A 13563-nucleotide genomic window follows, 5' to 3' on the forward strand; every position below is an offset into this window, starting at 1 on the left:
CCAACAGCGTCACCCTCTGGTGACAACCGGTAGTCACGACGAAGGGGCACCTCGGAAGACTCCTCCGAGGTGCCCCTTCGCGGTGGTGGGAAAAGGCAGTTCAGCCGGTGGCTGGTGCGGCCTTCGAATCAGCCCTGGGCGATCTTCTTGGCCAGGTTCTCGTCGAGCGTCCCGAGGAACTCCTCGGTGGTCTGCCACGCCTGCTCCTTGCCGACGAGCAGCGCCAGGTCCTTCGTCATCTTGCCGCCTTCGACGGTGTCGATGACCACGCGCTCGAGGGTGTTCGAGAAGCCGATGAGCTCCGCGTTGCCGTCGAGCTTGCCGCGGTGCTCCAGGCCCCGGGTCCACGCGTAGATCGACGCGATCGGGTTCGTGGAGGTCGGCTTGCCCTGCTGGTGCTGGCGGTAGTGGCGGGTGACCGTGCCGTGGGCCGCCTCGGCCTCGACGGTCTTGCCGTCCGGCGTGCGCAGCACCGACGTCATCAGGCCGAGCGAGCCGAAGCCCTGGGCCACGGTGTCGGACTGCACGTCGCCGTCGTAGTTCTTGGTGGCCCAGACGTAGCCACCCTCCCACTTGAGCGCCGCGGCGACCATGTCGTCGATGAGGCGGTGCTCGTAGGTGAGGCCCTTGGCGTCGAAGTCGGCCTTGTACTCCGCCTCGAAGATCTCCTGGAACACATCCTTGAACATGCCGTCGTAGGCCTTGAGGATCGTGTTCTTGGTGGAGAGGTACACCGGGTAGCCGCGGTCGAGGCCGTACTGCAGCGACGCGCGCGCGAAGTCCTCGATCGACTTGCGGTAGTTGTACATCCCCATGGCGACGCCGCCGCCCTCGGGGAAGTTGGTGACCTCGAACTCCATCGGCTCGGAGCCGTCGGCCGGGGTGTAGGTCATGGTGACCGTGCCGGGGCCGGGGACCTTGAAGTCGGTGGCCTTGTACTGGTCGCCGTGTGCGTGGCGGCCGATGATGATCGGCTTGGTCCAGCCGGGTACCAGACGCGGCACGTTCTGCATGATGATCGGCTCGCGGAAGACCACGCCGCCGAGGATGTTGCGGATGGTGCCGTTGGGGCTCCGCCACATCTTCTTGAGGCCGAACTCCTCCACGCGCGCCTCGTCGGGCGTGATCGTGGCGCACTTGACGCCGACGCCGTGCTTCTTGATGGCGTTCGCGGAGTCGATGGTGATCTGGTCGTCGGTGCGGTCCCGCTCCTCGATGCCCAGGTCGTAGTAGTCCAGGTTGACGTCCAGGTACGGGTGGATCAGCTTGTCCTTGATGAACTGCCAGATAATGCGGGTCATCTCATCGCCGTCGAGCTCGACGACGGTGCCCTGGACCTTGATCTTGGCCATGAGCAGCGGTGCTCCTTCCGCGGATCTTCGCGTTACTTCTTCGACTTCGTCGGTAGCGGTACAAGCGTACTGCTTGCCGGAGCTGGATGGTTCCAGAAGTGGTCGGCATCAAGTCTCCACCCCTGGCGCGAGGCTCCGACGGGTGGGCACACCACGCGTTCGCCGGTCGCGGAACCGGGTGAGGTCCGCGACCATCCCATCGGGGAACCAGCCACTCGGGAGGTCACGCTGTGTCGTACTCCGACCCGTACACCACCTTTCAACCGCCCGCCTACCAGCCACCGCCGCCGAGCCGGGCCTTGGCGCGGGTGTTCAGCGGGCTGCTGGGCCTCGTCCTCACGCCCGTGGCCCTGGGCCTGCTCGCGGCCGGGGGCTACCGGCAGCAGATGATCGTGATGGAGGCCTTCGCCGCGCGCCGCGACGCGCTCGGCATCGCCCTCATGGCAGCCGGCGCGATCCTGTTACTGGGTGTCGCGGCGCTGGGCGCGTGGTCGTCCTCGGGGCCGCTGCTCGGCGGGCTCGTGTGGGGCGTGCTGCCCGGCGTGATCGCGCTGGCGATGCCGGAATGGGGCTTCGACCTGCTGAACGGTCTCCCGCACGGCGGGCTCTCGTTCGGGTTGACGTCGTGGCTGTTCTCCGGTGCGCTGCTCGCGGCCGGGTTTCTGCTGGTGGGCACGGGTCTGGCGACGACGGTGGCGCGGCGGCGACCTGGGCGGTGATGGGGTTCGGAACACAGTGAGAACATCGTCACATGGGTCTGTTCACCGTGGCCGAGGCGCGCGCCGAGCTCTCCCGGCTACTCCCGGTCCTCGCCGAGCTCGTCCGCGTGCGCGCCGACGCCGCCGAGCTCGCTGCCTCGCTGCGCCCGGGCGGCCGCGACACCCCCCTCGGCGGCCTGCCGGAGTGGAAGGCCGCGCAGGCCCGCCTCGACGAGCTGATGACCACCGTCCAGCGCACCGGCGCCGAGCTGAAGGGCTTCGCACCCCTTCTGGTCGACTTCCCGGCGTCCTTGAACGGCGACGACGTCCTGCTCTGCTGGCTCGAGGGCGACCGCGAGCTCGCCTGGTACCACCGCGTCGACCTCGGCTTCGCGGGGCGCCGGCGGTTGAGCTGAAAAACCGCTGGTCAGGGCCGGTACGGTGCTTGTCGTGACCTCAATCTTCGACGAAAAGGCCGCCAGTTACGACGACGATCTCTTCCACCCCCTGGTGGCGGACACTCTGATCTCCCTCCTACCCCCGCGCCCCGCGTTGCTCGTCGACGCCGCCACCGGCACGGGCGCCGCGGCGTTCGCTTCGCTTCGGCTTTCGCCCTCGTCGGTGCTCGGGGTGGACTTCTCCACCTTGATGATCGAGCGGGCACGCGCGAAGGCCACTTCGCTGGATCCGGCGGGCGTGATCTCGTGGCAGGTGGGTCCCGCCGTGCCCCTGCCGGTCGCCGACGGCGCCGCCGACGCGGTGGTGTGCGCGTCGGCCCTGCACTTCCTGGGCGCCACAGCCCTGACCGACTGGGCACGGGTGCTGCGACCGGGCGGGGTGCTGGCCTTCAGCATCTCTTCGTCGGCGCGCTTCAAGCGGGACGGGCCGATGGCCGAGCTGATGCCCCGGGACCTGCGGATTCCGGGCTCGGAGCAGGAGGCCGCCGCGCTGGCCACGGCGGCGGGATTCTCGTCGGCGGAGGGTCAGACGGTGAAGGCCCACCTCGGAGGACGGGAGCGGTCGGTGTTCGCGGTGAGGGCGGTTCGGTAGCTGCTTACCCGCGGTTGATCGGAACGGCGGCCCCGGCCACCAAAGCCCGATGGCCGGGCCCGCCGAAGCGAAGCTTGTGTTCGATCAGTGGTGGAAATAGACCGCACCAGTCGTGGCGGGACCGGTGGGGCCGGAGCAGTGGAGGGTGAAGGTCGTGTCGAGGTCGGTGATGGTGCCGTCGGCGGCGCGGGCGAGGCGGGTGACGGTGAAGTCGGCGGTGGCGTCGTCCACGACGTCTGCGCAGACCTGGGTGCCGTCCGCCTGGGTGCCGCGGAAGGCGGCGAAGCCCGGGGTGTCGAGTTGCGGCGCAGACTGGCCCCGGAACCGCGCGCCGGTGTAGGTGCCTTCCTGCAGTTGCCCGCCGGCGGGCGCGCTGAGCTCCAGACGCGCCCAGTCCCAGCCTCCGTCGGCGTCGACCTTCACGGCACCGTTGGACTCCCACTCGGTCAGCTGGTCCGCACCCCACGAGTAGCTGCCCACGAACGCGTGCGCGCCGGCCTCGGACGTGTAGGTGAAGGCGTCCTGTGGATCCGCCTGAGCCACCGCGACGCCCGCGGTACCGAACACACACGCCGTGGCCGCGACGATCAACACCCGGCTCGAGATCATGGAATTCCCCTCCCCTGGACGTGCTGCTCCTGCAGCACCGACGAAGATCCTTCCAACGCCAGAGCCGCCAGGGATAGCCGCCGTTGGGCGGATAACCGCTCAGCGGGGCAAGAGATCGGCCGTTCGGCCGGGCCGGCGCGACGCTACTTCTTCGCGGCCGCCTTTTGCTCCTTCTTGAAAGCCCGAACCTCCGCCAACGTCTTCGCGTTCACCACATCAGCGATAGACCGCCGCGACCCACGATCCCCATACGCACCAGCCGCCTCGCGCCAGCCCTTGGGCTGGACGCCGTACTGCTTCCCCAGCAGCGCAAGAAAGATCTTGGCCTTCTGCTCCCCATACCCAGGCAGGGCTTTGAGCCGCTTGAGCACCTCCGGCCCGTCCGGCTTGGGCCGCCCCTCCGTCCAGATCGCCTCGGCATTGCCGTCGTAGTGCTCCATGATGAACTGGCACAGCGCCTGCACCCGGCGCGCCATCGACCCGCCGTAGCGGTGAATGGCAGGCGGCGTCACACACTTCTCGACGAACTCCTCCGTGTCCGCCTCCGCGATGCGCCGCACGTCGAAGCCGCCCATGCGGTCGGCGATCTTGCGCGGGCCGAGGAAGGCGACCTCCATGGAGACCTGCTGGTCGAGGAGCATGCCGACGAGCAGCGCGACCGGGTCCTCACTCAGCAGCAAGTCGGCCTCGGCGTCGCCGCTCAGGTGCACTTCACGCGTCATGCGGTCCATTTTGGCAGGTCGTGACCCAGACGCGCAGCTCCCCGAGCGGGGTGGCGCCGTAGGCCAGCGCCGAGGCCAGCTCGTCGCCGTGTTCGTAGCCGACGATCGGCAGGCCCGGGAACGCGGCGGCGGCGCCGGCGACCGCGCCGGCCCAGTCGTCGCCGGTGAAGTTCCACAGGCCGACCGCGGTCGCGCCGCGGTGGGCGATGGTCGGGCCTCGGAGGTGGACGAACGACGGGTCCGGTGACGCGGACGAGGGCCACCCCGACGACGACAGCACCGGGAACTGCAACCACGTCGCCGAGAACAGCACCTCGAAGCCCGGCAGCTCAAGTGACGCGAAGCTGTCCTTCACCGAGCAGCCGGCCGAAGCGTCGACGAACGGCAAAATGTCGGCGGCGGTGGCGTCCGGCGACAAGGTCACCGCGTCGGGGTAGAACTCGGGTGTGCGCGCGGGCGAAGTCCACGCGTGCGGGCCGAAGACGCCGGAAACGCCGCCGATGCGGCAGAAAACATCGCACCAGGCCGCGTTCTCCGAAACGGCCGCCCTCAGCAACGGGCGAACCACAGCACGTCCGGTTCACCGCGCGGCACCGGGACTTCCACCACGCGTACGTCAGCGAAGCGCCCCCGCAACCGATCCGTGAACGCAGGAGAAGCGCCGGCACTCCACACCGCCAGGACACCGCCCGGGCGCAGCAGGCGAGCCAGACCGTCCACTCCGGACTCGCCGTACAACGTGGTGTTGCCCTCAGTAACCGTCCACTCGGGACCGTTGTCGGTGTCGAGACACAGGGCGTCGAAGGTTTCCCCCGAAGAACGCAGCCACGTCACCAGATCCGCCTCCACCAGCGACACCCGGTGATCCTCCAGCGCCGCACCGTGCACCGCGCGAAGCGGGCCCGTGCGGTTCCACGCGATCACCGCCGGCTCGCGCTCCACCACCACAACCGACCCGACGTGCGGGTGATCCAGCGCCGCCCGCAATGAAAAACCCACCCCCAGGCCGCCGATGAGCACGCGGGCGCCCGGCGCGAGCAAGTCGGCGGCCCCGGTCACGAGAAGCCGTTCGGATTCGCCGTTTCGGGTGTCCATCAGGAACACACCGTTCTCGATCACCTCGAGCGCCGCACCTTCGCGGCGGAGCACGAGCTCACCGCCCGACCCGCGGGCCACGTCCAGAACCTCAGCCACGCCGTCAGCTTCGCACAACTGCTCTGTACGCGGCCGCGAAGCGCTCCTACTCTCAACCACGGAGGTGAAACCCCATGCACGCGACGGTAGGAGACGAGATCCAGGTCCACGGGCGCACGGTGGGAGCTGCCGAGCAGCGCGCCGAGATCCTCGAGGTGCGAGGCCCGGACGGCTCACCACCGTACGTGGTCAGGTTCGCCGACGGACACGAAGCACTGCTGTACCCCGGGCCCGACTGCGAGATCCTCAGCGACTAGCCGACGGCCACTTCTTCCCGGGCCGTCACGCGACGAGCGCGACGCGTCTCCCAGAAGAACACCGTCACCGCGATCGCGACGGCGCTCAGCACCGCGGCGATCTCCGGCAGCACCGTCGGCCCGGCCGACGTCAGCACGGCGCCGCCGACGATGCCGGAGAGCCCGACGCCGAGGTAGATCGCCGACGCGTTGAGCGAGAGGGCCAGGCCGGCGTGCCCGGGCGAAAGCTCGATGAGCCGGTGCTGCATCGGCGGGTTGATCGCCCACGTGATCGTGCCCCACACGAAGAACGTCACGCCCGCGCCGGCCACGGTCACCGACGTGAACGGCAGCAGCGCCAGTACGACGGTCATCCCGCCCAGCACCAGCAGCACGGGCACGCGCGCGCCCCACCGGTCGGCCGCGCGGCCGCCGAGGTAATTGCCCAGGGCGCCGCCGATGCCGTAGCAGAACAGCAGCACGGTGACGGTGCCTCCGGTGATCCCGGCCGTCACGGCGAGCAGCGGCGACGAGAGCGTGTAGACCATGAACGCGCCGAGGCACGCGAGCACCGTGGTGACGAGCAGCGCGACCACGCGCTTGTCGCGCGCCACCGCGAAGCGTTCGGCCAGCCGCACCGCGGGCGGCGGCGCGACCCGCGGCAGCACGAGCCGCACGGCGACCGCGCCGGCCAGCGACAGCACGCCGACGAGCAGGAACGCGGCCTGGTAGTCCCACTGCTGCGAGACCAGGCTGCCGAGCGGGACCCCGAAGATCAACGCGACCGTGAGCCCACCGAACACCATCGCGACGGCGCGGCCGCGGCGTTCCGGCGTGGTCAGCTCCGCGGCCACGGCGCTGGCGGCCGGGGTGAAGACAGCGGCGCCGACGGCCGTGACAACCCGCGCGAGAAGCAGCGTGGTGTAGCCGGGCGCGACGGCAGCGAGCAGGTTGCCGAGACCGGTGACGACGAGCGCGGCAACCAGGAGCGTCCGGCGCTCCCAGCGCCCGGTGACAGCGGCGAACAGAGGCGAGCCGATCGCGTACGCGATGGCGAACGACGTGACGAGCTGCGCGGCGGCGGTGGCCGAAACGTGCAGCTCCGAGACGAGCGACGGCAGCAGTCCGGCGACGATGTAGCCGCTGGTGCCGACCCCGAAAGCCCCGAACGCCAGCACGGCGTTGCGCGAGCTCCCAGAGGTGGAGACGCTGGACATGGTGGTGCCCCCAAGAGGTGAACGGGATTGGTTCGACGAACGTCGTAGTTCGATGACAACCGTACACCGCGGGCCTGACAATTTCGAGGAACGTCGTACTATGGACGCATGGCCGCCACCACGCACCTGACTCCGCTCGTCCACCCCGAGCGCGACGAGATGACCGTCGAGTCGGTGCTGCGCGCGCTCGCCGACCCCGTGCGCCTGGCGATCGTGCGCCAGCTGGCCCGGACCGAAGCCGAGGTGTCGTGCGGCGGGCTCGAGGTGCCGGTGACCAAGTCCACACTCACGCACCACCTCGGCATCCTGCGCGCCGCGGGCGTGATCGCCGGCCGCCAGGAGGGCACGACGCGGTTCAACTCCTTGCGCCGCAACGATCTTGACGAGCTGGCGCCGGGCTTGCTCGACGGAGTGCTCGCCGCGCGCCGCTGACGGTCGCGCTACGTGAAGAGCCTCACCCGGATACCGGGATGACAAAGGCACGCCCCATCGGTTGAACTGGGTGCAGACAGCACGACGGCGTCGGGGCCGCACACGGCTGTCTTATTTTTTGCCCTTCGTCTAAAGCGCTTCAGAACGGGGTCGCCCCGGGCTGAGTAATCGATTTCTCAAGGAAGGAGAGCCGTGCCCGTCGCGTTGCTCGCGCTCGCCATCGGCGCCTTCGGCATCGGGACCACCGAGTTCGTGATGATGGGTGTGCTGCCCCAGGCCGCCGCGGACTTCCACATCGACATCCCCACCGCCGGCTACTTCATCTCCGCCTACGCACTCGGTGTCGTGATCGGCGCCCCGCTGCTGACCGCGGTGGCCGTGCGGCTGCCGCGCAAGACCATGCTGCTCGCGATGATGGGCCTGTTCACGCTGGGCAACGCCCTGTTCGCGCTGTCGCCGAACCAGGGTTTCGGCATCGCGTTCCGCTTCCTGGCCGGCCTGCCGCACGGCGCGTTCTTCGGCGCCGGCGCGGTGGTCGCGTCGAGCCTGGTGAAGCCGGGTGTCCGCGCGAAGGCCGTGTCGATGATGTTCATGGGCCTGACGCTGGCGAACGTCGTCGGCGTGCCGCTCGGGACGTTGCTGGGCCAGCAGGTGGGCTGGCGGGCGACGTTCGGGGTGGTCGCGGTGATCGGCCTGTTCGCCGCGGCTGCCATCGCCAAGCTGGTGCCGCACCAGGGGCGGCCGGCCGAGGCGTCGCTGCGCGGTGAACTGGGCGCGTTCCGGCGGCCGCAGGTGTGGCTGGCGCTGGCGATCGTGACGTTCGGGCTCGGCGGGGTGTTCGCGTGCATGTCGTACATCGCGCCGATGCTCACGGACGTCGCCGGTTACTCGCCCGCGGACGTGACGCTGCTGCTGTCGCTCGCGGGTGTCGGGATGACCGTCGGCAACTACCTGGGCGGCCGGCTCGCCGACCGCGCGCTGATGCCTTCGCTGTACGCGGCGATGCTGTCGCTGGCGGTGGTGCTGGGGATCTTCACGCTGACGGCCCAGTCGAAGGTCGGCGCCGCGATCACGATCTTCTTCGTGGGTGTCGCGGGCTTCATGATCGGCCCGATGATGCAGACGCGGATCATGCAGAAGGCCGGCGGAACTCCGTCGCTGGTGTCGGCGGCCGTGCAGTCGGCGTTCAACATCGCGAACTCGATCGGCGCGTACCTCGGCGGGCTGGTGATCGCCGGCGGCCTCGGGTTAGTGGCGCCCAACTGGGTCGGCGCGACGCTGGCAGTGCTCGGGCTGTCGATCGCGGCGGTTTCCGGGACCTTGGACCGGCGGGACGCGCGGGCCGAGGAGCAGCGGGAGCTGGCCCTGGCGTCGTGAGGTTCTGACAGAAGCGGCCCCGCACCAGTGCTTGGTGCGGGGCCGCTTCGCGTTCCGGGGCTACAAGCCGTCAGGACGTGGCGTCGAACGGACCGCCCGTGATCGTGAAGGCGATGTACAACACGGCAGCGCACAGAGCCGCGTACGTGACGATGTCCACGACCTTGCCGCGGATCGCCAGCAGCCCGACGCGGTCCTCCGGCAGCAGCAGCCGCAACAGCCCGCCCACGAGCAGGGCGGCGCCGACCAGCACCGCGCCCTCGCGCCAGTGGTACTGCAGGATCCGCAGCGCCGCCGCGAGCAGCAGCAGCATGACCAGCACGAAGGGCACGTGGACGGTCCACGACCGTTTCGTGCGGGGCCGGTCGGCGGTCATGGTCACCGGCTCGCGACCGCGCGCTCGGCGGCTTCGACGACGTTCGACACGAGCATCGCGCGGGTCATGGGGCCGACACCGCCCGGGTTCGGCGAGAGCCAGCCCGCGACCTCGGCCACGCCCGGGTCCACGTCGCCCGTGAGCTTGCCGTCGACGTGGGAGACGCCGACGTCCAGCACGGCCGCGCCGGGGGCCACCATGTCGGGCTTGATGATGCCGGGGACGCCGGCGGCGGCGATGACGATGTCGGCGCGGCGGACCTCGGCGCCGAGGTCGCGGGTGCCGGTGTGGCAGAGCGTCACGGTGGAGTTCTCGCTGCGGCGCGTGAGCAGCAAGCCCATCGTGCGGCCGACGGTGATGCCGCGGCCGACCACGGTCACGTTGGCGCCGTTGAGCTCGACGCCGTGGCGCTTGAGCAGCTCGATGATGCCGTACGGCGTGCACGGCAGCGGGCCGCGCTGGCCGAGGACGAGGCGGCCGAGGCTCGTCGGCGCGAGGCCGTCGGCGTCCTTGTCGGGGTCGATGCGCTCGAGGACGCGGTTGGCGTCGAGGTGCTTGGGCAGGGGAAGCTGCACGATGTAGCCGTGGCACGCCGGGTCGGCGTTGAGGTCGTCGATGACGGCCTCGAGCTTCTCCTGCGAGATGTCGGCGGGCAGGTCGCGGCGGATCGAGTTGACACCGATCTTCGCGCTGTCCGCGTGCTTCATCTTCACGTACGAGTGCGAGCCCGGGTCGTCGCCGACCAGCACCGTGCCCAGCCCGGGGACGACGCCCCGCTCGGCGAGCGCGGCCACCCGCGGGCGCAGCTCCGCGAAAATGGCGTCCTTCGTGGCCTTGCCGTCCAGAATCTTCGCCGTCACGGTGACCATTCTCGCAAAGGGCCGCCCGCGCCCGGACCTCGCCCGGGGCGCATACGCAGCGTGCTCGCCACACCACCCGATCGGCCCGCGCGTCGTGATCGGACGCGCAGGGCCACCGGACGTAGACTCGTCGTCACCCCAACGCCGGAGCCCAGTCCCAGCCCGCACGGGTGTGTGATCTTGAGCATCGCGCGTCGACCGAGGTCAGACCGCCCCTGAGTGGCAAAAGACCTATGCGGGGTGCGTTCGCGCGCGCGAACAGTCAAAATGTTCCCGTGGCACAACCGACGACGCAGCTGAACGCGACCGAGCAGGACACACTGGTCAAGCAGATCGGACTCGCCCTGCTGCGCGCAGCACCACGCGACTGGCGCAAGGTCACGGTGGAGTACCGGGCCGTCGGCAGGTACCACGAGCTGACGGGCGAGATCCGCACCGAAGACGGCACCGGGCAGGAGTGGGTCGCCACCCACGACATCGCGACGCTCTTCGGCCGGCTGCGCGCGGGCATGTACCGCGACGGCCGCGGCACGTGGTTCAACGCGCGCTACCAGCTTGACCACCCGTCCAGCTACAACCTCGAGTACAACCGCGAGGAGCCCACGTGGCACCTCGCGCCGCCGCCCCAGGCGTACCAGGACGAGCTGCGCATGTTCCCCCGAACAGAGGAGAACGTGCCGGAGTGGCTGATCCGGCGCCTGTCCGGCCTCGGCCCCGAGCAGCCCGGACCGCACTTCCGCATCGCGCGGATCTTCGACACGATCGGTCCCGCCGGGCGTCCGGTCATCAACCGGCCCGACCTCGACGTCGCCGAGCAGGACCGCCTGCTCGACTACCTCGACCACGCGCCCGTGGTGGTGCAGGACCGCGGCTACGACATCGACCGCCTCGCGCCGTCGCCCGAGGCGACCGTGCCCGTGGCCTTCCACAGCGACGGGCAGTGGATCTGGCCCGCGGCCGTGAACTTCTACCTGCGCCAGTACGGCGTATCGCCCGAGCCCGACCTGGTCGAGCACATCCGGTCCAACGGCTTCCAGCTGCCACAGGTCGACGACCTCGCGCTGCAGGGCGCCACCGCGTACCTCACGCGGGGCAGCCAGCAGCAGCGCCCGGGCCCGCCGCCGCAACAGCAGCAGCCGCAACAGCCGCCCATGCCGCCCGCTCCCCCGGCCGCCCAGGCGCCGCCGGCCCCGGCTCCCGAAGCCGCTCCGCCCGCGCCGGTCGACGTGCCGCTCGCCGTGCACACGCCGCCCGCCGAGCCGGCGGCCCCGGCCGAGCCTCCGTTCGAGCAGGTCTTCGACGGTTCCGGCTCGCAGCACGACGACGGCCCGGGCTTCGAGAACGAGCAGTACCAGGACGAGCGCTACGACGAGTTCGGCGACCGCTTCGGCGGCGAGGACCACTTCGAGGACCAGCGGCACGAGGGCTTCGAACCGGCCCACGACCAGGCCCCCAACGCCGCCGGGTCGAACGCGGGCGCGCCGCCGAACGGCGCCGCGGCCGACAACCCGACGCCGGTGGCCGAGCGGACCGCGCTGTACGCGCCCGTGGACCCGAACGCCGCACCGCCCGCGCACGAAGAGCAACAGCGCACAGCGATGTACGCACCCGTCGACCCCAGCGCCGCACCGCCGCAGCAGCAGCACGACGATCAGCGCACGGCGATGTACGCGCCGGTCGACCCGAACGCCGCCCCGCCGGAGGAGGACGCCGAGCAGACGGCGCTGTACGCGCCCGTCGACGCCGCTCCGGCCGAGCAGCCGCTCGAGGAAGAGCCGGTGCTGTTCACCCACGCTGATGAACCTTCGCGGCACGAGGAGCCGGCCGAGCAGCACACCGCGCTGTACGCCCCGGCCGACCGTGGCGAGGAGCAGTACGGAGAAGCCGAGTCCTTCGAGGACGCGCGGTCGTTCGAGGGTCGCCAGCCGCTCGAGAACACGCAGACGTTCGAGAACGGCCCGCACTTCGAAGACGGCCAGTACGACCAGTCGGGCCAGTACCAGGACGAGCAGTACGAGGACGACGAGCACTACGACGAGCAGCCGTACGGCGAGTCCCAGTACGGCGAAGGCCAGTACGGCGACCAGCCGCGCGACGGTGGCGCCCCCGCCGGCCGCGAACCGGACTTCGACTCGGGCCCGCCGACCACGATGATCACGCCCGACGACGGGGTGCCGGGTGCCCTGCCGGTGCCCGAGCTGCCCGTGCCCCCGCGCGCCGGTGCCCGGCCGGAGCCGGCCGCGGAACCGCAGGCCCCGCCGCGGCGGCCCCAGCAGCCGCCGAGGCGGCCGCGCCGCGAGCTGCCGGCCGAACCCGCGCTGGCGAAGCTGCAGACGCGCCTCGACGAGCTGGACGTGCCGGACGCCGCCTACCAGCTGGGCACGCCGACCGAGCGCGGCTGGACCGTAGAGCAGGTGGACGAGGGCTGGCGCGTCGGCTGGTACGACGGCGAGCTGATCAACCCGGCCGTGTTCGGCGACTCCGACGACGCCGCCGCGTTCATGCTCGGCAAGGTCCTGCTGCACCCCGACGGCCACGAGCCCGCCGAGGAGCAGCCGCCCGCGCCGCCGGCAGAGCCCGTGGCCGAAGCCCCGAAGCCGCCGGTGGTGGCGACGCTTTCGCCGGAGGTCGCCACGGGGTCGTTCCCGGTGCGCCCGCGCGAGGCCGTGCCGCCGCAGGAGCAGACGGCGTTCACGCCGGCCGAGGAGCTGCTGGGCGACGAGCCCGAGGCCGAAGAGCCGCCGCAGCGACAGGTCCCGCCACCCCCGCCCCCGCAGCCGCCGACGCAGGTGACCCCGCCGGTTCAGCCGCTGCAGCGCCGGGAGCCGCCGATGCCGCCCGCTCCCCCTGTGGGTGGCGGGCTGGGCCTGCCGACCGGGCCCGGTGTGCCGCCGGGTGCTCCCGTCGGTGGACCGGGTGGGCCTGGTGGACCCGGTGGGCCTGGCGGTCCTGGTCTCGGTGGTCCGGCCGGTCCTGGTGGCCCCGGTGGACCGGGTGCGCCGGTCGCGCCGCCGCGTCGGGAGGAGCCGGCGCGAGCCAACGGAGCGCCGCGAGCCGCAGCCGGTGGCGGTGGCGGTGGCAACAACCAGTGGCCGATCGGGCCGCTGTCGGGTGAGCCGCCGCTGACGTTGTTCCGCGGCAAGGAAATACGTGAACTGCCCGCGGGCAGCGAACTCGACCGCTTCGGCGGCCCGAGCGGCAACCTGACCTACGCGGCGGGGACGCCGTTCGAGGAGCGTTCGCTGGTGCCGGAGTGGGTGAACCGGCCGTACCACGTGTACCGCGTGCAGCGTCCGCTCGAGACGCTCGCCGGTGTCGCGATCCCGTGGTTCAACCAGCCCGGCGGGGGTTCGGCGTACCTGCTGCCCGCGTCGATCGAGGAGCTGCTGGCCGAGGGCGATCTGCTCGAGCTGGAGCCGGGTGAACCGCCGATCGACTGA

15 protein-coding genes are annotated in these 13563 nt (G+C 71.0%); 7 read left to right on the top strand and 8 right to left on the bottom strand.

The genetic code is table 11. The features are described from left to right. Positions 1 to 128: 128 nt before the first annotated feature. Positions 129 to 1352: an NADP-dependent isocitrate dehydrogenase gene (locus tag AB0M56_RS29650; RefSeq protein ID WP_364181731.1), complete on the bottom strand. Its 1224-nt coding sequence runs from the start codon at positions 1350 to 1352 to the stop codon at positions 129 to 131. Positions 1353 to 1582: 230 nt separating this feature from the next. On the opposite strand from AB0M56_RS29650, the gene AB0M56_RS29655 reads away from it, so the two are divergent. The 3 genes from AB0M56_RS29655 to AB0M56_RS29665 are packed head-to-tail and all read left to right on the top strand — an operon-like array spanning position 1583 to position 3100. Beyond that, positions 1583 to 2071: a hypothetical protein gene (locus AB0M56_RS29655; RefSeq protein WP_364181734.1), complete on the top strand. Its 489-nt coding sequence runs from the start codon at positions 1583 to 1585 to the stop codon at positions 2069 to 2071. Between the two features lie 32 nt (positions 2072 to 2103). After that, positions 2104 to 2466: a DUF2203 domain-containing protein gene (locus tag AB0M56_RS29660; RefSeq protein ID WP_364181736.1), complete on the top strand. Its 363-nt coding sequence runs from the start codon at positions 2104 to 2106 to the stop codon at positions 2464 to 2466. Between the two features lie 34 nt (positions 2467 to 2500). Continuing rightward, a complete protein-coding gene (locus tag AB0M56_RS29665) occupies positions 2501 to 3100 on the top strand; it encodes a class I SAM-dependent methyltransferase (RefSeq protein ID WP_364181738.1) in 600 nt (199 codons plus the stop codon). 84 nt (positions 3101 to 3184) lie between these two features. Here AB0M56_RS29665 and AB0M56_RS29670 read toward each other — a convergent pair whose 3' ends face one another. The 4 genes from AB0M56_RS29670 to AB0M56_RS29685 form a co-directional block, all read right to left on the bottom strand. After that, a complete protein-coding gene (locus AB0M56_RS29670; protein WP_364181741.1) occupies positions 3185 to 3709 on the bottom strand; it encodes a hypothetical protein in 525 nt (174 codons plus the stop codon). Positions 3710 to 3852: 143 nt separating this feature from the next. Next, positions 3853 to 4431 (bottom strand): HhH-GPD-type base excision DNA repair protein, encoded by a 579-nt coding sequence (locus AB0M56_RS29675; protein ID WP_364181743.1) that lies wholly within the window; start codon positions 4429 to 4431, stop codon positions 3853 to 3855. Further along, positions 4421 to 4987 (bottom strand): hypothetical protein, encoded by a 567-nt coding sequence (locus tag AB0M56_RS29680; protein WP_364181746.1) that lies wholly within the window; start codon positions 4985 to 4987, stop codon positions 4421 to 4423. The genes AB0M56_RS29675 and AB0M56_RS29680 overlap by 11 nt, the downstream gene beginning before the upstream one ends. Beyond that, positions 4981 to 5625 (bottom strand): spermidine synthase, encoded by a 645-nt coding sequence (locus tag AB0M56_RS29685; protein WP_364181749.1) that lies wholly within the window; start codon positions 5623 to 5625, stop codon positions 4981 to 4983. Before AB0M56_RS29685 ends, AB0M56_RS29680 begins: the two co-directional genes overlap by 7 nt. A gap of 74 nt (positions 5626 to 5699) precedes the next feature. On the opposite strand from AB0M56_RS29685, the gene AB0M56_RS29690 reads away from it, so the two are divergent. Then, entirely contained in the window at positions 5700 to 5882 is a 183-nt protein-coding gene (locus AB0M56_RS29690; protein ID WP_364181751.1) for a DUF1918 domain-containing protein, read from the top strand. Here the strand turns inward: AB0M56_RS29690 and AB0M56_RS29695 are convergent. Continuing rightward, on the bottom strand, positions 5879 to 7078 hold the full coding sequence (locus AB0M56_RS29695; protein WP_364181754.1) for an MFS transporter: 1200 nt from the start codon (positions 7076 to 7078) through the stop codon (positions 5879 to 5881). The two genes, AB0M56_RS29690 and AB0M56_RS29695, sit on opposite strands and share 4 nt — an antisense overlap. A 108-nt stretch (positions 7079 to 7186) precedes the next feature. On the opposite strand from AB0M56_RS29695, the gene AB0M56_RS29700 reads away from it, so the two are divergent. Next, the gene (locus tag AB0M56_RS29700) at positions 7187 to 7510 is read left to right on the top strand and encodes a metalloregulator ArsR/SmtB family transcription factor (protein WP_364181757.1); all 324 of its coding nucleotides are present in this window, start codon (positions 7187 to 7189) and stop codon (positions 7508 to 7510) included. Positions 7511 to 7702: 192 nt separating this feature from the next. Further along, complete coding sequence (locus AB0M56_RS29705; protein ID WP_364181760.1) at positions 7703 to 8887, top strand: MFS transporter; 1185 nt, start codon at positions 7703 to 7705, stop codon at positions 8885 to 8887. Positions 8888 to 8957: 70 nt separating this feature from the next. On the opposite strand, the gene AB0M56_RS29710 is transcribed toward AB0M56_RS29705, so the two are convergent. Together AB0M56_RS29710 and AB0M56_RS29715 are read right to left on the bottom strand one after the other, a co-directional pair. Continuing rightward, the gene (locus tag AB0M56_RS29710; RefSeq protein ID WP_364181763.1) at positions 8958 to 9263 is read right to left on the bottom strand and encodes a DUF3017 domain-containing protein; all 306 of its coding nucleotides are present in this window, start codon (positions 9261 to 9263) and stop codon (positions 8958 to 8960) included. A 2-nt stretch (positions 9264 to 9265) separates the two neighbouring features. Continuing rightward, positions 9266 to 10123 (bottom strand): bifunctional methylenetetrahydrofolate dehydrogenase/methenyltetrahydrofolate cyclohydrolase, encoded by an 858-nt coding sequence (locus tag AB0M56_RS29715; RefSeq protein ID WP_364181765.1) that lies wholly within the window; start codon positions 10121 to 10123, stop codon positions 9266 to 9268. A 233-nt stretch (positions 10124 to 10356) separates the two neighbouring features. On the opposite strand from AB0M56_RS29715, the gene AB0M56_RS29720 reads away from it, so the two are divergent. Then, positions 10357 to 13563: a glycohydrolase toxin TNT-related protein gene (locus AB0M56_RS29720; protein ID WP_364181768.1), complete on the top strand. Its 3207-nt coding sequence runs from the start codon at positions 10357 to 10359 to the stop codon at positions 13561 to 13563.

This window comes from Amycolatopsis sp. NPDC051372 (assembly GCF_040682095.1).
Lineage (GTDB): Bacteria > Actinomycetota > Actinomycetes > Mycobacteriales > Pseudonocardiaceae > Amycolatopsis.